Origin of the sequence: Rhizobium sp. GN54, assembly GCF_021026345.1 — a bacterium.
Taxonomy (GTDB): domain Bacteria; phylum Pseudomonadota; class Alphaproteobacteria; order Rhizobiales; family Rhizobiaceae; genus Mycoplana.
Window position 1 is genome coordinate 660,102 of the sequence record NZ_JAJNCZ010000002.1, and the last position, 17,633, is coordinate 677,734.

At 66.3% G+C, this 17,633-nt stretch carries 11 protein-coding genes; 7 read left to right on the forward strand and 4 right to left on the reverse strand.

Annotated features, from left to right (window positions below):
- Positions 1–12: 12 nt before the first annotated feature.
- Complete coding sequence (locus tag LQK81_RS09165; protein ID WP_230805533.1) at positions 13–1,896, reverse strand: peptidylprolyl isomerase; 1,884 nt, start codon at positions 1,894–1,896, stop codon at positions 13–15.
- Positions 1,897–2,238: 342 nt separating this feature from the next.
- Between LQK81_RS09165 and LQK81_RS09170 the strand changes: the two genes are divergently transcribed.
- From LQK81_RS09170 to LQK81_RS09190, 5 genes are all read left to right on the forward strand, one after another.
- Complete coding sequence (locus tag LQK81_RS09170; RefSeq protein ID WP_230805535.1) at positions 2,239–3,882, forward strand: Na/Pi cotransporter family protein; 1,644 nt, start codon at positions 2,239–2,241, stop codon at positions 3,880–3,882.
- Between the two features lie 74 nt (positions 3,883–3,956).
- Entirely contained in the window at positions 3,957–5,336 is a 1,380-nt protein-coding gene (gene glmU, locus LQK81_RS09175) for a bifunctional UDP-N-acetylglucosamine diphosphorylase/glucosamine-1-phosphate N-acetyltransferase GlmU (RefSeq protein WP_230805537.1), read from the forward strand.
- A gap of 214 nt (positions 5,337–5,550) precedes the next feature.
- Positions 5,551–7,377 (forward strand): glutamine--fructose-6-phosphate transaminase (isomerizing), encoded by a 1,827-nt coding sequence (gene glmS, locus LQK81_RS09180; RefSeq protein WP_230805539.1) that lies wholly within the window; start codon positions 5,551–5,553, stop codon positions 7,375–7,377.
- The gene (locus LQK81_RS09185) at positions 7,374–7,898 is read left to right on the forward strand and encodes a GNAT family N-acetyltransferase (RefSeq protein WP_230805541.1); all 525 of its coding nucleotides are present in this window, start codon (positions 7,374–7,376) and stop codon (positions 7,896–7,898) included. Before glmS ends, LQK81_RS09185 begins: the two co-directional genes overlap by 4 nt.
- Positions 7,899–7,920: 22 nt before the next feature.
- On the forward strand, positions 7,921–8,619 hold the full coding sequence (locus tag LQK81_RS09190) for a DUF502 domain-containing protein (protein ID WP_230805543.1): 699 nt from the start codon (positions 7,921–7,923) through the stop codon (positions 8,617–8,619).
- A gap of 2 nt (positions 8,620–8,621) precedes the next feature.
- On the opposite strand, the gene recG is transcribed toward LQK81_RS09190, so the two are convergent.
- Positions 8,622–10,727 carry an ATP-dependent DNA helicase RecG gene (recG, locus tag LQK81_RS09195; RefSeq protein WP_230805545.1) on the reverse strand — a complete coding sequence of 702 codons (2,106 nt, stop codon included), beginning with the start codon at positions 10,725–10,727 and terminating at the stop codon, positions 8,622–8,624.
- Between the two features lie 269 nt (positions 10,728–10,996).
- Here recG and LQK81_RS09200 point away from each other — a divergent pair, with 269 nt between their 5' ends.
- A complete protein-coding gene (locus tag LQK81_RS09200; RefSeq protein ID WP_230805547.1) occupies positions 10,997–11,314 on the forward strand; it encodes a succinate dehydrogenase assembly factor 2 in 318 nt (105 codons plus the stop codon).
- Positions 11,311–14,823: a transcription-repair coupling factor gene (mfd, locus tag LQK81_RS09205; RefSeq protein ID WP_230805549.1), complete on the forward strand. Its 3,513-nt coding sequence runs from the start codon at positions 11,311–11,313 to the stop codon at positions 14,821–14,823. The genes LQK81_RS09200 and mfd overlap by 4 nt, the downstream gene beginning before the upstream one ends.
- A gap of 48 nt (positions 14,824–14,871) precedes the next feature.
- Here the strand turns inward: mfd and LQK81_RS09210 are convergent, their stop codons facing one another.
- Complete coding sequence (locus tag LQK81_RS09210) at positions 14,872–15,561, reverse strand: DsbA family oxidoreductase (RefSeq protein WP_230805551.1); 690 nt, start codon at positions 15,559–15,561, stop codon at positions 14,872–14,874.
- A gap of 105 nt (positions 15,562–15,666) precedes the next feature.
- Positions 15,667–17,484, reverse strand: coding sequence for an extracellular solute-binding protein (locus LQK81_RS09215; protein ID WP_230805553.1), 1,818 nt, complete (start codon positions 17,482–17,484; stop codon positions 15,667–15,669).
- Between the last annotated feature and the right edge of the window lie 149 nt (positions 17,485–17,633).

Below are 17,633 nucleotides of genomic sequence, written 5' to 3' on the forward strand. Positions count from 1 at the left end.
TTTCCCGGCTCGTCATTGCATGCTGCGCTCGGCCAGCGACCGGTTGATCGAAACGCCGTAGGAGGTCTGCAGGCTGGAGACCATCTGGTCGAGGATGTCGTCGCCGCTGGCGCGGGCGATCGCCTCGATCTGCTGGTCGGCGTTCGCGAGCGCATCGCCCATGGCATCACTGTTGACTTCGGTCACCTGCAGGACGACCTGACCCTCGCCGCCGATGCCCGGCGCGTTGGCGACATGGCCCACCGGTCCGCCAAAAGCCGCCGTGACAGCGGCCGGGCTCAGGGTGATGTCCTCGGCGCCGCGGGTCAGTCCGGCCTTGTTCTCGACGGCAATCCCCATGTCCGCGGCGATGGCTGCCATCGTCTCGCCCTTGCGGATGCGCTCGGCGATTTCGGCAGCCTTCTTGCCGAGGGCGTCGCGCTGCTGCTCGGCGGTCCAGTCGGCGACGACGCTGTCGCGCGTCTCCTCGAGCGTGCGGTCCCGATCCGGAACGATGTCACGCACCTCGTACCAGATATAGCCGTCGCGGCCATAGTTCACCGGCGGGTTCTCAAGCCCGGCCTCCGTTGCGAACACGGCGGCCAGCAGTCCTGCCTGTTCGGGGAGGGCGATCTCCTCGCCGTCCTGGCCCCTGCCGGTGTTGTCGGCGGCCTCGACCGTGACCAGCTTGAGGTTCGCCTGGGCGGCTGCGTCCTCGATCGTGGCGCCATTGGCGACGGCTTCGTCGAAGCGGTCGTGGATGGCCATCAGGTCGTCGCTCGCCTGCGTCAGGGCCATTTCCTCGCGCAGTTCTTCCTTGACGTCGTCGAAGGCTTTCGTCGCCTCCGGCCGGATGTTCGTCGCCCGCAGGATCACCGGGCCGAAGATGCCGTCGACGACAGGCGAGGTGCCCCCGTCCGCCGGGATGGCAAATGCAGCCTCCGCGAGCGTCTGTTCCGGCATCGCCGCCTTGGTGAAGTCGCCGAGCGTGACGTCGGCCTCGGTCTTGCCCTGTTCGGCGATCAGCGCATCGAAGGTCGTGCCCGCGGCAAGCTTGCCCGCAGCGGCATCGGCGGCCGCGCGATCGGGAAAGGTCAGCTGCTGGACGGTGCGCATCTCGTCCGTGCGGTACTTGTCCTTGGTCCGCTCGAATTCCTCGCGCAGCGCCGCGTCGTCGATCGCAGACGCGTCGGCGATGTCCTTGGGCGACAGCGCGACATAGACGAACTTGCGATATTCCGGGGCGCGGTACTTCGCCTTGTTCGTTTCGAACCAGGCCGACAGCACGTCGTCGGCCGGCGCCTTGACCGGATCGATATTGGCGTTCGACAGCAGCAGGTAGTCGACCGTGCGTGCCTCGTTGCGGTACTGGCGGATCGCGTCGGTCAGGGCCTGCGGCGCCTGGTAGCCGTCGGAGATCGCCTCGACGATCTGGCTGCGGACGGCGACCTGGCTGCGATTGTTGATGTAATCGTTCTCGCGCAGTCCGGCATTGCGCAGGATGGAGGAGAAGGCGACCCGGTCGAAGCGGCCATTCGGCCCGCGAAACGCCGGATCTTCCGCGATCAGCTGGGCCAGGCGATCCTCGCTGAGGCCGAGGCTCATGTCGTTGGAGAGCTGGTCGAGGGCCGCGCCGGCGACGAGCTCCGCATAGACCTGGTTCTCGAGGCCGAACGCACGGGCCTGCTCGTTCGTCAGGCGGGTGCCGAAGCGCTGCGAAAGGGCGGAGAGCTGGCGCTCGTAGGCCAGGCGGAAGTCGGTGGCCGAGACATCGACGTCGCCCACGGTGACGACGGCGCTGGATGTTCCGGTGATGAGCGAGCTCGAGACGCCCCAGACGCCGAAGGACGCCACCAGGATGATCATGAGGGCTTTCGCGACCCAGGTCTGGGCGCCTTTTCTCAAAGTCTCGAGCATATATCGCATTCCTCGCTGGTACGGCGCCTGGGCCGGACGGAAATCGTCTCATAACGGAAAGTTTCAGTGATTAGAAGTCCGATGGTCGGCGCGTTTCCTTCCCGCGGACGGAGGCGTCGAGGCCGGCGGCCCGCAGGCGGCCGGAAAACCGTTCCGGGGCTGAATTTCCGGAACGGCGCGAACAGGCCGGTCGCAGTCGATTTTCATTTGCCGGCAAAAGGTCTGTTTCTGAAATAATTGATGAATTGCGCAAGCTGGGCTTTCTGCGATTCTCGCTGTCAGCCGTTATTGAGTGATACGGTTGCGGTTCGGCGGAGCAGGCGTGGCAGAAGAGGCGATGGCATGGAATCGACGACCGTGATGATCAATCTGCTCGGCGCAGTGGCCCTGCTGCTGTTCGGGCTGGGGCAGGTGAAGGACGGTGTGACGCGGGCCTTCGGCAGCCGGTTGCGCAAGGGGCTGGCGCTCGGCACGGGCGGTTTCCTGCGGGCCTTCGTGTCCGGCTTCGTCGCCACGATCGCGCTGCAGAGCTCGACGGCGACGGCGTTGATGACCGCCTCCTTCGTCGAAAAGAACCTGATCCGGTCGCGCATGGCGCAGATCGTCCTGCTTGGCGCCAATGTCGGCACGGCCGTGACGGCCTGGATCGTCGCGACCGGGATCGAATGGGTGGCGCCGCTCCTCATCCTGGCGGGTGTTGTCCTCTACAAGGGCAGCTCGACGTTCCGGCAGGGCGCGGGCGCCGCCCTCGTCGGCATCGGCCTGATGCTCTTGTCGCTGCACCTGCTCAGCCAGGCGACGGAGCCGATGCGCCAGTCGGCGGCCCTTGCGGCATTCCTTTCGCTGCTCGACGGCGCGTGGCCGGTGGCGCTCGCCTTTTCGACGGCGCTCGCCGTCGTCTCGTCCTCGAGCCTGGCGGTCGTCGTTCTGATCCTGTCGCTTTCGGCCACCGGCATCGTGTCGCCCGGGCTCACCGTGGTGCTGGTCCTCGGCGCCAATCTCGGCGGCGCCGTGCCGCCGGTCATCGCCACGTTCCGCGCGGCGGCGCCGGCGCGCAGGGTGACGCTCGGAAACCTGCTCGTGCGGGCGGCGGGCTGCCTTGCGGTTCTGCCGTTTGCCGATCTGGCCGCAGGCGCGCTGCTGCAACTGCCGCTGCCGCTTGCGAAACTGCCCGTCGATGCGCATCTCGCCTTCAACATCGTCGTGGCGCTGGTGTTCTGGCCGCTTTCGCCGCTGGTGGCGCGGCTGATGGAACGGCTGGTGCCGGACGAGCCGCCGGCCGAGACCGGTCCCCAATACCTGGACGAGGCGGCGCTCGATACGCCGGTGGTGGCACTGTCGGGAGCCACCCGCGAGGTCCTGCGCGTCGGCGATCTGATCGAGGCGATGCTGATCCATACGATGAAGGCGTTCGAGGAGAACAACCTGACCGAACTCGGCAGGATCGGCGTGCTGGAGAAGCAGGTCGACGAATTGCAGCAGGCGATCAAGATCTACCTCTCGCGGCTCGGCAACAAGGGCCTGAGCGCGGAGAACAGCGCCCGCTCGATCGTCGTCATCGACTATGCGATCAATCTCGAGCATGTCGGCGACATCATCGAGAAGGGCCTGCAGGAACAGGTGCGCAAGAAGGTCGTCAACGGCCTGCGGTTTTCCAGCGACGGCTATGCGGAGCTTTCCGGGCTGTTCAACCTCACGATCGAAAACCTGCGGATCGCGCAGACGATCCTGGTCTCGCGCGATTTCGCCCTCGCAAGGCAGCTGGTGGAGGTCAAGGTCGCCGTGCGGCACATGGAGAAGCAGTCGTCCGAACGCCACCTTGCCCGGCTGCGCGACGGCAGGATGGAGAGCCTGCAGACGAGTTCGCTGCATCTCGACATGCTGCGCGACCTCAAGCGGATCAACGCCCACCTGGTCTCCGTCGCCTATCCGATCCTCGATGAGAGCGGTCTTCTGGTCGAGAGCCGGCTGCGCGGTACCGAATAGGCGCGATTTCCCTTTGTCTCCGACGGGCCTCGTTTGATATGGAACGGCACCCGATCAGTTTTACGAGGATGCCGATGCACAAGGACGAGACGAAGCGCAGCTGCCTGGCGATCATCCTGGCGGCGGGCGAGAGCACGAGGATGAAGTCCTCGCAGTCGAAGGTGCTGCATCCGATCGGCAACCGCGCGATGATCGCCCATGTGGTCGAGGCGCTTTCGGGCGCCGGGATCACCGAGGTGGCGCTCGTGCTCGGCCGCGACGCGGACAAGGTGGAGGCCGCCGCCCGGCATTCTGCGGTCCGTTCCGAAACCTATATCCAGACGGAGCGGCTCGGCACGGCGCATGCGGTGCTTGCCGCCCGTGAGGCCATCGAGAAGGGCTATGACGATATTCTCGTCGTCTTCGGCGACACGCCACTCTTGACCGCCGCCCCCCTGCAGGCCGCGCGCGCCGGGCTTGCGGCGGGCAGCGACGTCGTCGTCGTCGGCTTCATGGCGGCCAATCCCTTCGGTTACGGTCGCCTGATCGTTGAGGACGGCGAGCTTCTCGCGATCCGGGAAGAAAAGGACGCCACGCCGAAGGAGCGGGAGATCGCCTATTGCAACGGCGGGCTGATGGCGATCGACGGCCGCAAGGCGCTGGAATTGATCGAGAAGATCGGCAACGCCAACGCCAAGGGCGAATACTACCTGACCGACATCGTCGAGGTGGTCCGGGCCGCCGGTGGCCGGGCCACGGCCGTCGAGGCGCAAGAATCGGAGCTGACCGGCTGCAACACCCGCGCCGAGCTCGCCTACATCGAGCGGCTGTGGCAGGAGCGGCGGCGAACCGCGCTGATGCTCTCCGGCGTGTCGATGATCGCGCCCGAGACGGTGTTCCTGTCCTACGACACGCAGCTTGCGCAGGACGTGACGATCGAGCCGAACGTGGTGTTCGGGCCGGGCGTGACGGTGGAGAGCGGCGCGGTCGTCCATGCCTTCTCGCATCTGGAGGGTGCCCATGTCGGGCCCGGCGCCACGGTCGGGCCGTTCGCGCGGCTTCGCCCGGGAGCGGACCTCGGGGCCGGCTCGAAAGTCGGCAATTTCTGCGAGGTGAAGAAGGCGGAGATCGGGGAGGGCGCCAAGGTCAACCACCTGACCTATATCGGCGACGCCTTCGTCGGCGCCGGCAGCAATATCGGCGCCGGTACGATCACCTGCAACTACGACGGCATCAACAAGCACGAGACGCGAATCGGCGCGAACGCGTTCGTCGGCTCCAATTCGGCGCTGGTGGCCCCGGTGACGATCGGCAACGGCGCCTATGTCGCCTCGGGCAGCGTCATCACCATGGACGTTCCGGACGACGCCGTCGCCTTCGGCCGGGCGCGGCAGGAAAACAAGCCGGAGCGCGCCAGGCAGGTCCGCGAGCGCAACGCGGCGATCAAAGCGGCACGCAAGAAGGCGGCCGAATAGGCCACAGGCATTAACGCATGAAATCGAAAGTGAGCGCTAGGTGATTGCGCTCGCTACAAAAACCGCTACCAGAATGCGCCAGCTACACCGCATACCCCCCGAAAGTCCGAGTGGATTTTCGGCCGGTGTCATGCGTCGATCAATCGTGTGGTCCGCGTTGCTGCCAGAATGGCCGGCGACAGGCGCGACCCGGCCAAAAAAACGGAGTGGTTTCATGTGCGGTATTGTCGGCATCGTCGGGACAGAGCCGGTGGCCGGGCGACTGGTGGAGGCGCTGAAGCGCCTCGAATATCGCGGCTATGATTCGGCGGGCGTCGCCACCATTCTCGACGGGCGGCTCGATCGCCGGCGCGCCGAGGGCAAGCTCGTCAATCTGGAGGCGCGCCTTGCCGACAATCCGCTCGACGGCACGATCGGCATCGCCCACACCCGCTGGGCGACGCACGGCGCACCGACGGAGGGCAACGCGCACCCGCATTTCACCGACGGCGTCGCCGTCGTCCACAACGGAATCATCGAGAACTTCTCCGAGATCAAGGACGAACTGATCGCCGGCGGGGCGGAATTTTCCACCCAGACCGATACCGAAGTCGTGGCCCAGCTCCTGGCGAAGCTGCGGCGCGAAGGCCATGGCCGGCGCGAGGCGATGCTGTCGATGCTGCAGCGGGTCAGCGGCGCCTATGCCTTGGCGGTGATGTTCGAGGACGACCCGTCGACGATCATGGTCGCCCGCAACGGCCCGCCGCTGGCGATCGGCCACGGCCAGGGCGAGATGTTTCTCGGCTCCGATGCGATCGCGCTCGCTCCCTTCACCTCCGAGATCACCTATCTTGTCGATGGCGACTGGGCCGTGGTCGGGCGCAACGGCGCGCACATCTTCGATCTGGCGGGCAATCCGGTCGAACGTCGCCGGCAGGTCTCCAGCGCCGCCGCCTACATGATCGACAAGGGCAATCACCGGCACTTCATGGAAAAGGAGATCCATGAGCAGTCCGAGGTCGTGTCCCACACGCTGAGCCACTATATCGACTTCATCGAGAACAAGGTGAAGAAACCTTCCGAAGAGATCGATTTCGCTTCGGTTTCCAGCCTCGCCATCTCGGCTTGCGGCACCGCCTACCTGGCGGGGCTCGTCGGCAAGTACTGGTTCGAGCGGCTGGCACGGCTGCCGGTGGAGATCGACGTCGCCTCGGAGTTCCGCTACCGCGAGATGCCGTTGAACCCGACCTCGGCGGCGCTGTTCATCTCGCAATCGGGCGAGACCGCCGACACGCTGGCGTCGCTGCGCTACTGCAAGGAGGCGGGGCTGAAGATCGGTGCGATCGTGAATGCGCCGGAATCGACCATCGCCCGCGAGGCGGATGTCGTCTATCCGACGCTCGCCGGCCCGGAGATCGGCGTCGCATCCACCAAGGCGTTCACCTGCCAGCTTGCGGTCCTCGCGTCGCTGGCGCTCCAGGCGGCCCATGCGCGCGGCACGCTGAATGCTGCCGACGAGAGTGCTTTGGTGCGCCATCTGGCGGAGACGCCGCGGCTGATCGCCAACGTGCTGAACACCATCCAGCCGGCCGTCGAGCAACTGGCGCGCGAACTTTCGAAGTGCCGCGACGTGCTCTATCTCGGCCGCGGCACCAGCTATCCGCTGGCGCTGGAGGGCGCGCTGAAGCTGAAGGAGATTTCCTACATCCACGCCGAAGGCTATGCGGCCGGCGAGTTGAAGCACGGGCCGATCGCGCTGATCGACGAGAACATGCCGGTGATCGTGATCGCGCCGTTCGACCGCTTCTTCGAAAAGACCGTCTCGAACATGCAGGAAGTGGCAGCGCGCGGCGGGCGGATCATCTTCATCACCGACGAGCGCGGCGCGGCGGCGACCAGGCTCGAGACGATGGCGACCATCGTGCTGCCGGCGGTCGACGAGATCATCGCGCCGGTGCTCTATGCGCTGCCGATCCAGCTGATCGCCTACCACACGGCCGTCTTCATGGGCACCGACGTCGACCAGCCGCGCAACCTGGCAAAATCGGTGACGGTGGAATGATCGTCCGCGACGAGACACCTGCCGACATTGCGGCGATCGGAGCGCTGACCGCGGAAGCCTTCGCACCGATGGCCTACAGCGACGGCACCGAGACCGCGATCATCGAGCGCCTACGCGCGGCCGGCGCGCTGACGATCTCGCTCGTCGCCGAAGAGGACAGCGAGGTGGTCGGCCACGTGGCCTTCTCTCCCGTGACGATCCTAGGCGAGGGTGAGGGCGGAGACGTGGGGCAGGGCCAGCGTCAGGCATGGTACGGGCTCGGCCCGATCTCGGTTCGGCCCGCGCGCCAGCGGTCGGGAATCGGCAGTACCCTCGTCCGTACGGGGCTGGAGCGACTTCGCGCGCTCGATGCCGGGGGATGCGTGCTGGCGGGAGATCCCGCCTATTACGGCCGGTTCGGATTCGCGACGGATCCGGCCTTCACCTCGCCCGGGATCCCTCACGAGTATTTCATGCGGGTTGCGTTTTCACCGGTTTACGCGGGCGGCACGGTTACCTATCATCCGGCTTTCTTCGGCTGAGGCTTCCGGCGGCATACAGGTGATGACCGATATCGTTCCGCGACTTTCCGTGGCCACGCGGCTGCGAAACAATTTCCTGACAGGGCTCGTCATCTGCGCGCCGATCGCGATCACGATCTGGCTGACCTGGACGTTCATCCACTGGGCCGACAGCTGGGTGAAGCCCTATATTCCGAACCGCTACAATCCGGAGAACTATCTCCAGTTCGCTATCCCCGGCTTCGGCCTGCTGATCGCGCTGGTGGTGATCACGCTCGTCGGCTTCCTCGGCAAGAACCTGATCGGGCGGTCGATCGTCAATTTCGGCGAGACGATCCTCAACCGCACGCCGCTGGTCAGCACGATCTACAAGAGCCTCAAGCAGATCTTCGAATCGGTGCTGAAGGAGAAGGGCACCTCGTTCAACAAGGCGGGGCTGATCGAATATCCGAGCGCCGGCCTGTGGTCGGTGGTGTTCATCGCCACCGATGCCAAGGGCGAGATGAAATCGAAGTTCGACGCCATGGGGCGCGACATGGTCGCCTGCTTCCTGCCGCCGACGCCGTTTCCGACCGCCGGCTACCTCGTCTTCGTGCCGCGCGAGAAGATCGTGCTGCTCGACATGAGCGCCGAGGACGCCGCCAAGCTGATCATCTCCGTCGGCCTCGTCAATCCGCCGGACAAGCTGATGTCCGCGCCAACGCCGTTCACGGCGAAGCTCAAGGAAAAGTTCAGGAAGTAGTCCTAGCCCGCGCGCAGGAAGCGGATCGCCTCGTCGCGGCGGTAGAGATAGAGGAGCGTGCGGATCGCCTGTCCGCGCTCGCTTTCCAGCTGCGGGTCCTTTTCCAGCGTATAGGTGGCCTCCTTGCGGGCGATCTCCAGCAGGTCGCCATGCGCCTCGATGCTGGCAACGAGGAAGCCGGGCGTGCCGGACTGGCGCGTGCCCAGCAGCTCGCCTTCGCCGCGCAGCTTCAGGTCCTCCTCGGCGATGCGGAAGCCGTCCTCGGTCTCGCGCAGGATGCCGAGCCGGGCGCGGCCGTTCTCGCTGAGCGGGCCCTTGTAGAGCAGGATGCAGGAGGAGGCGCCTGCGCCGCGCCCGACGCGGCCGCGCAACTGGTGGAGCTGGGCGAGGCCGAAGCGCTCGGCGTGCTCGATGACCATGATCGTCGCGTCGGGGACGTCGACGCCGACCTCGACCACGGTCGTGGCGACCAGAAGGCGGGTCTCGCCGTTCTTGAAGGCCTGCATCGCATCGTCCTTCTGCGGACCGCTCATGCGGCCGTGCACGAGGCCGACGGCGTTGCCGAAGACGCCGGCAAGCGTCGCGTGCCGCTCCTCGACGGACATCAGATCCGATTCCTCCGTTTCTTCGACGAGCGGGCAGATCCAGTAGGCCTTCTTGCCCTCGGCGATCGCCGCACGCAGCCGCTCGACGATCTCGCCGGTGCGCTCCTGCGGCATGATGACGGTCTGGATCGGCTTGCGGCCGGCCGGCTTCTCGGTCAGCTTGGAGACGTCCATGTCGCCGAAGGCGGCCAGCACCAGCGTGCGCGGGATCGGCGTCGCCGTCATCACCAGCATGTGCGGCGAGATTCCCTTCGCCGTCAGCCGCAGCCGCTGGTGGACGCCGAACCGGTGCTGCTCGTCGACGACGGCGAGCGCAAGGTCGCGGTAGACGACATTGTCCTGGAACAGCGCATGCGTGCCGATCACGATGTTCGTCTCGCCGCTTTCGATGCGCTCGAGGTTCTGGTCGCGCTCGCGGCCCTTGGTCCGGCCGGTGAGGACATCGAGGGTGATGCCGGCCGGTTCGGCCATTTTCACCAGCGTCGCATGATGCTGGCGGGCGAGGATCTCCGTCGGCGCCATCAGCACGGCCTGTCCACCGGCCTCGACCGCGGCCAGCATCGCCATCAGCGCCACCGCCGTCTTGCCGGAGCCGACGTCGCCCTGCAACAGTCGCAGCATGCGCTGGTCGGTCGCCATGTCCGCCTTGATCTCGGCGATCGCCGTCTGCTGGCTGCCGGTGAGCGCGAACGGCAAAGCGGCGAGCACCGGCTCCGACAGGACACCGGTTGCCGTCACCGGACGGCCGGCGACGCGTCGCAGCGTCTGGCGCACCAGCGCCAGCGAGATCTGCCCGGCCAGGAATTCATCATAGGCGAGCCGGCGGCGGGCCGGCGTCTGCAGATCGAGATCGAGGGTGTCGCGCGGATGATGGAGGGCGGAAAAGGCTTCGGACGCGGCGGGGAAACCCTGACGGGCGACGAGCGGACCGTCGATCCATTCCGGCAGGGACGGGACCCTTTCGACGGCCGCCTCGATCGCCTTGCGTAGGGTGCGCGGCGACAGTCCGGCCGTCAGCCCGTAGACCGGCTCGACCAGCGGCATGGTCTCGGCTTCCGTGGCCTTCACCATGAAATCGGGATGGACCATCGAGGCGCGGCCGTTGAACCAGTCGACCTTGCCGCTGACGATCACCTGCTCGTCCACCGGCAGGCTCTTTTCCAGCCAGTCGCCCCTGGCGCGGAAGAAGGTCAGCGCCAGTTCGCCGGTGTCGTCGTGCAGGAACACCCGGTAGGGCACGTTGGACTTGCCGCGCGGCGGCGGCTGGTGGCGGTCGACACGGCCGGAGACGGTGACGATCGTCCCCTGCGGCGCGTGCGCGATGCCGGGCTGGTTGCGGCGGTCGATTAGGCTGTGCGGCAGGTGGAACACGAGGTCGATGACGCGGCAGTCGTCGATGCTCTCCTGTCCGAGCAGCTTGGCGAACAGCTCGCCCGTCTTCGGCCCGATTCCGGGCAGCGAGGCGAGGGAGGCGAACAGGGGATCGAGCAGGGCAGGACGCATGGTGCAAAAATGCGCCGGACAATTGCCGCTTGGCAAGGCTGACAATCCGCTTTCCAGCGTCTATAGAGACGCGGCGATCGTCCGCGTGCATCCGCGCCGGGCGCTCGCCTGCGTCCGTCGCCCCGAATGAGAGCCGGCGGCCGCGACAAGGACTTGAATTTGCGCGTGATCCTGCCCCAGGCCGCTTTCGGCCCGCCGGCAGCTTGCGCCTCGGCCGTGCGCTGCCGAAACCAGGCGGACGGGCGGACAGCCATGCGGGAAAGACGGCCATGACGGGCACCACACGCTCCAGCGCAGACATCGAACCGCGCCGCAAGCGCATCCTCTTTCGCTGCTGGCATCGCGGCATCCGCGAGATGGACCTGGTGCTCGGCACCTTTGCCGATGCCGAGATCGAGACGCTTTCGGAGGCTGAACTGGACGAACTGGAAGCGATCATGGCGGAACACGACCGCGATCTCGTCATGTGGGTGACGGGCGAGCGGCCCGTTCCGGAACGGTTTCAGACCGGCCTGTTCCCGCGTATCCGTGCCTTCACCCCTGACTTCTCGCCGGTCACGGCGGAGACCTTCGGAAAAGCGAAATGATCCCCGGACTCGATACTTCAGCGCTTGCAACGATCGGCCAGCCGGCCACGATCGGCTCTGTTCCGGGCGGTGCCGAGCCGCTGGTGCTGGCCGAGATCGCCCGCACGCTCGGCCCGGTCGCCTATGTCATGTCGGACGGCCAGCGGATCGGCGACATGGAGCAGATGCTGGGCTTCGCCGCACCCGACATTCCGGTGCTGACGCTGCCCGGCTGGGACTGTCTGCCCTATGACCGCGTCTCTCCGAGCGCGGACACTTCGGCGCGCCGGCTGTCGGCGCTGTCGGCGCTGATCGCTCACGGCAATAACCCGCATCCGGCGATCGTGCTCGTCACGGTCAACGCCATGCTGCAGAAGATGGCGCCGCGACAGGTGATCGCGAACCTCGCCTTTTCGGCCCGCCCCGGCAACCAGGTGCGGATGGACGATCTTGCGGGACGGCTGGAGCGCAACGGCTTCGAACGGGTCGCCACCGTGCGCGAGGTCGGCGAATATGCCGTGCGCGGCGGCATCCTCGACGTGTTCGTGCCGGGCAGCGGCGAGCCCGTCCGGCTCGACTTCTTCGGCGATACGCTGGAGAGCATCCGCACCTTCGATCCCGCGAGCCAGCGCACCACCGGGCAGGCGCGGAGCCTCGATCTGAACCCGATGAGCGAGGTGACGCTGACGCCGGAGACGATCAGCCATTTCCGCAAGGAATACCTGTCGCTGTTCGGGGCGGCGACGCGCGACGACGCGCTCTACCAGGCGGTCTCCGAGGGCCGGCGCTATGCCGGCATGGAGCACTGGCTGCCGCTGTTCTACGACGAGATGGAGACGGCGTTCGATTATCTGAAGGGCTTCCGCATCGTCACCGACCATGCGGCGCGCGAGGCGGCTGCGGAGCGGTCCAAGCTCGTGCGCGACTATTACGACGCGCGATTGAGCTCGGCCTCGGCGAAGGGCCAGCTGGCGCAGGCCACGCCCTACAAGCCGGTACCGCCGGGCGCGCTCTATCTCGACGACGATCGGTTCGCAGCCCTCCTGAACGAGCACGACGCAATCCGCATCTCACCCTTCAACGAGCACGAAGGCGAGGCGCGCCGGGTTTTTCCGATCGAGGCCCGCGCCGGGGCCCGCTGGGCCAAGGCCGCCAAGGACGGTGACGGCGCCGGTGAGCGCGTCAACGTCTTCGACCAGGTGGTGAAATATATCGCCGACCTGCGCGCAGCTGGCAAAAAGGTGCTGGTGACCGGCTGGAGCGAGGGCTCGCTCGACCGGCTGATGCAGGTGCTTTCCGAGCACGGCCTCGGCAATGTCGTCGGCGTCGAGGATCTTCAGGACCTGCGCAGGCTGAAGCCGGGCGAGGCGGGGTCGGCCGTGCTTAGCCTGGAGAACGGCTTCGAGGCCGGCGAGTTCGTCTTTATCGGCGAGCAGGACATTCTCGGCGACCGCATGGTCCGCCGCACGCGCCGGCGCAAGCGCGGGGCGGATTTCATCGCGGAAGTGGCGGGGCTGGACGAGGGCAGCATCGTCGTCCATGCCGAGCACGGCATCGGCCGCTTCGTCGGCCTGCGCACCATCGAGGCGGCCGGTGCGCCGCATGCCTGCCTGGAACTGCGCTACGCCGACGACGCCAAGCTGTTCCTGCCGGTGGAGAATATCGACCTTCTCTCGCGCTATGGCGGCGAGGGGACGGATGCGATCCTCGACAAGCTCGGCGGGGTCGCCTGGCAGGCGCGCAAGGCCAAGCTGAAGAAGCGCCTGCTCGACATGGCGAACGGCCTGATCCAGATCGCCGCCGCCCGGCTCGTGCGCCACGCGCCGGTGCTTGCCGCGCAGGACGGTGTCTACGACGAGTTCGCCGCGCGCTTTCCCTATGACGAGACCGACGACCAGGCGACCGCCATCGATGCGGTGCGCGAGGATCTCAGTGCCGGCCGGCCGATGGACCGGCTCGTCTGCGGCGACGTCGGCTTCGGCAAGACCGAGGTGGCGCTGCGCGCCGCCTTCATTGCCGCGATGAACGGGGTTCAGGTGGCGGTCGTCGTGCCGACGACGCTGCTCGCCCGCCAGCACTTCAAGACCTTCACCGAACGTTTCCGTGGCCTGCCGATCCGCCTGCAGCAGGCCTCGCGCCTCGTCGGCTCCAAGGAACTGGCGCTGACAAAGAAAGAAGTGGCGGACGGCAAGACCGACATTGTCGTCGGCACGCATGCGCTTCTCGGCAGCTCGATCAAGTTCGCCAATCTCGGGCTTCTCATCATCGACGAGGAGCAGCATTTCGGCGTCAAGCACAAGGAGCGGCTGAAGGAGCTGAAGAGCGACGTGCACGTGCTGACGCTCTCGGCCACGCCGATCCCGCGCACGCTGCAGCTGGCCATGACCGGCGTGCGCGAACTGTCGCTGATCACCACGCCGCCGGTGGACCGGATGGCGGTGCGCACCTTCATCTCGCCGTTCGATCCGCTGGTGATCCGCGAGACGCTGATGCGCGAGCACTATCGCGGCGGCCAGAGCTTCTATGTCTGCCCGCGGCTCAGCGACCTTGCCGAGATCCAGGAGTTCCTGCAGCAGGACGTGCCCGAGCTGAAGGTGGCCGTCGCGCACGGCCAGATGCCGGCCACCGAGCTGGAAGACATCATGAACGCCTTCTATGACGGGCGCTACGACGTGCTTCTGTCGACCACGATCGTCGAATCGGGCCTCGACGTGCCGACGGCGAACACGCTGATCGTGCACCGCGCCGACATGTTCGGGCTGGCGCAGCTCTACCAGTTGCGCGGCCGTGTCGGCCGCTCGAAGGTGCGCGCCTTCGCGCTCCTGACGCTGCCGGTGAACAAGAAGCTGACGGCGACGGCGGAGCGGCGGCTGAAGGTGCTGCAGTCGCTGGATACGCTCGGCGCCGGCTTCCAGCTCGCCAGCCACGACCTCGACATCCGCGGCGCCGGCAATCTCTTGGGTGAGGAGCAGTCCGGCCACATCAAGGAGGTCGGCTTCGAGCTCTACCAGCAGATGCTGGAAGAGGCGGTCGCCGAGATCAAGGGCGACGAGGAGATCGTCGATACCGGCTGGTCGCCGCAGATCTCCGTCGGCACGCCAGTGATGATCCCGGACGACTACGTTCCGGACCTGCACCTGAGGCTTGGCCTCTACCGGCGCCTCGGCGAGATCACCGAGCTTTCCGACATCGACGCCTTCGGCGCCGAACTGATCGACCGCTTCGGGCCGCTGCCGCTGGAGGTGCAGCATCTGTTGAAGATCGTCTACATCAAGTCGCTGTGCCGGACGGCCAATGTGGAGAAGCTGGACGCGGGGCCGAAGGGCGTCGTCGTGCAGTTCCGCCACAAGGAGTTCCCGAACCCGGCAGCACTCGTCGGCTATATCGCCAGGCAGGGCACGCTAGCCAAGATCCGGCCCGACCAGAGCCTGTTTCTGTCGCGCGACCTGCCGACGCCGGAAAAGCGGCTGACGGGGGCTGCGCAACTGATGACGCAACTGGCAGGGCTGGCACGGCAGGCGGCGGCCTGACCCGCAACTGCGGGCCGGCACGGGCGGATGGAAATAAGGGGGCGGCCGTCAGGCCTGGGCGGCAACCTGGCAGGCGGCTGCAGCCTCCTGGCGCTTCATGGCCGCCACCTCGCGCAGGGCATCAGCGAGCACCTCGGACGTCTGCGCGCCCACGACCGCATACTTGTTGTCGATGATGAAGCAGGGGACGCCGGTGACGCCCATCTGGCGGGCAAGGCCGATCTCCTCCTTGACCGAGCCGACATCGGCGCCGGCCGAGAACAGCGCTGCGACGACGGCGCGATCGAGGCCGGCCTTCTCGGCGATGTCGAGCAGCACGTCGCGGTCGCCGATATTGCGGCCGTCTTCGAAATAGGCCTTGAACAGGGCGAGCGATACGCGGCTCTGCACGTCCGGCCCCTCGATCATCGCCCAGCGCAGCAGGCGGTGCGCATCCAGCGTGTTCGGGCTGAGTTCGATCTTCTCGAAATGAAAGTCAACGCCCGCCTCGCGGCCGAGGCCGGCCAGCATGCCATGGGCCTTGTCGACGGCATCCGCGCCGCCCAGCTTTTCGGCCAGGTGCTTCTTGTGGTCGACGCCCTGCGCCGGCATGTCGGGATTGAGCTGGTAGGGGCGGAAGGTCACGGACACGTTCAATTCGTCCGAGACGGCCTCGATGGCCTTTTCAAGACGCTTCTTGCCGAGATAGCACCACGGACAGACAACGTCTGACACGACGTCGATCGCTACGGTTTCCATTCCCAATCAACCTCCTGCGGGCCGCCGGTCGCGGCCTTACGTCGAGATAGGCTCTGGGGCGGCGGAGTTCAATGGGTTACCTGCAGGTAACCGGCCCCCGCCGGCTCATTGCTGTGCGTCCGCATCCCACCAGACGGGAAACTGGTAGCCGTAGAGCGGCACGGTCTCCGGACGGGCGATGTGGCGGTGACGGGCCACCCATTGCCGGCCCAGATGATAAAGCGGCAGGACATAGTGATTGGAGAGCAGCAGCCGATCGTGCGCACGGACGGCGGAGCGGAAGTCGTCGGCACTGCGCGCAGCCAGGATCGCATCGACCATCCGGTCGACATCGGGATCGTTCGCGCCGGCAAAGGCCTCGCTGCCGTCGCGGTCGCGGAAGTCCGAACGCCAGCGCACGGCCTGTTCCAGCCCCGGCGAGAGCGAGGAGGCATAGGCACGGACGATGACGTCGTAGTCGAAGGTCTGGGTCCGGCTCTGGTATTGCGAATCGTCGACGGTCCGCACGGCGGCGCGGATGCCGAGCGCATGCAGGAACCGCTGGTAGGCCAGCGCCAGCTTCTCCTGGTCGGCGTTCTGGGTCATGATCTCGAAAGCGAGCGGGCGGCCGCTTTCGTCGCTCATGACGCCGTCCTTGATCGTGTAGCCGGCCTCCTTCATCAGCAGTACGGCTTGCTTGAGCACCTTGCGGTCGCGTCCCGAGGCATCGGTCACCGGCCAGCGGTAGCTGCCGTCGAGGATCGCCGGTTCGACACGCGCCAGCGCCGGTCCCAAAAGTTCCTTCTCCCGTTCGTCGACGGCGGTGCCGAGCGAGGACAGGTCGGAATTCTGCCAGAAGCTCTCGGTCCTGCGGTAGGCACCCTCGAACAGGTTCCGGTTCACCCATTCGAAGTCGAACACGAGCGACAGCCCGTGGCGAAGCCTGGCATCGGCGAACATCGGGCGGCGGGTGTTGAAGACGAAGCCGAGCATGCCGGAGGGGACCTTCGGGGTGAACTCGTCCCTGACGATCTCGCCCGACCGGACGGCCGGGAAATCGTAGCCGCGCGTCCACTTGGTCGGATTGCCCTCCTGGTAGACGTCGATCGTGCCCTTCTTGAAGGCCTCGAACAGCGTGTTCTCCTGCAGGAAGTATTCGACGCTGATGCGGTCATAATTGTCGAAGCCGATCTTGGAGGGGATGCCCTTTCCCCAGTAGTCCGGGTTACGCTCGAAGACGATTTTCTCGCCGGGCCTGACCTCCTTGACCCGGTAGGGGCCGGAGCCCAGCGGGAACTGCAGGGAGGTGCGGTCAAAGCCTTCGGCATCCGTCGCATGCTTCGGCAGGATCGGAGACAGCGCCAAAAGCAGCGGCGATTCGCGGTCGGCCTTATCGTTGAAGGTGAAGCGGACGCTGTGCTCGCCGATCTTCTCCATCCGTTCGACCACGTCCAGTCTGCGGCTAAAAGGGGAACGGCCCTTGTCGCGCAGAAGCTCGAAGGAGAAGATCACGTCCTCGGGGGTGACCGGCTTGCCGTCCGCCCAGCGCGCCTTCGGGTTGAGATTGAACTGGATGAAGCTGCGGGCATCGTCCCATTCGACCGTCTCGGCGAGCAGGCCGTACATCGAGAACGGCTCGTCGCGCGAGCGCTGCATCAGGGATTCGGTGACGAGATTGCCGAATTCGGGGTCCCACATCCCGCGTGCGGTGGTGCGCATGCTCTTCAGGATGAACGGGTTGAGGTTGTCGAAGGTGCCGACGACGCCGTAGGTGATCGCGCCGCCCTTCTTCACGTCCGGATTGACGTAGGGGAAGTGGCTGTAGTCCGGTGGCAGCGCCGGCTCGCCGTGCATCGCGATCCCGTGCAGGGGTGCTGCGTCCGCCATGCGCGCAGCCGGTGCCATGGTGGCGATCAACAATGCTGTCAGTAGGAGCCGCAACATGATTCCTCGTAGCGGTGCAAACACGATTCGGTGACAACTTACATAATCGCGCGCCGGCCGAACAACCTTGGCCCTTCTTTTTCAGGAAGTCGGGGTAAAATTGCGACGAAAGACTGGATATCCGCGGGCGCACAATGTAACAGGGTGCC

What these genes read in the sequence shown, in the direction of transcription:
- LQK81_RS09185 (WP_230805541.1), top strand. Translation starts at nt 7,374, where the DNA reads ATGATCGTCCGCGACGAGACACCTGCCGACATTGCGGCGATCGGAGCG.
- LQK81_RS09215 (WP_230805553.1), bottom strand. Translation starts at nt 17,484, where the DNA reads ATGTTGCGGCTCCTACTGACAGCATTGTTGATCGCCACCATGGCACCG.
- glmU (WP_230805537.1), top strand. Translation starts at nt 3,957, where the DNA reads ATGCACAAGGACGAGACGAAGCGCAGCTGCCTGGCGATCATCCTGGCG.
- LQK81_RS09170 (WP_230805535.1), top strand. Translation starts at nt 2,239, where the DNA reads ATGGAATCGACGACCGTGATGATCAATCTGCTCGGCGCAGTGGCCCTG.
- LQK81_RS09190 (WP_230805543.1), top strand. Translation starts at nt 7,921, where the DNA reads ATGACCGATATCGTTCCGCGACTTTCCGTGGCCACGCGGCTGCGAAAC.
- mfd (WP_230805549.1), top strand. Translation starts at nt 11,311, where the DNA reads ATGATCCCCGGACTCGATACTTCAGCGCTTGCAACGATCGGCCAGCCG.
- glmS (WP_230805539.1), top strand. Translation starts at nt 5,551, where the DNA reads ATGTGCGGTATTGTCGGCATCGTCGGGACAGAGCCGGTGGCCGGGCGA.
- LQK81_RS09210 (WP_230805551.1), bottom strand. Translation starts at nt 15,561, where the DNA reads ATGGAAACCGTAGCGATCGACGTCGTGTCAGACGTTGTCTGTCCGTGG.
- LQK81_RS09200 (WP_230805547.1), top strand. Translation starts at nt 10,997, where the DNA reads ATGACGGGCACCACACGCTCCAGCGCAGACATCGAACCGCGCCGCAAG.
- recG (WP_230805545.1), bottom strand. Translation starts at nt 10,727, where the DNA reads ATGCGTCCTGCCCTGCTCGATCCCCTGTTCGCCTCCCTCGCCTCGCTG.
- LQK81_RS09165 (WP_230805533.1), bottom strand. Translation starts at nt 1,896, where the DNA reads ATGCTCGAGACTTTGAGAAAAGGCGCCCAGACCTGGGTCGCGAAAGCC.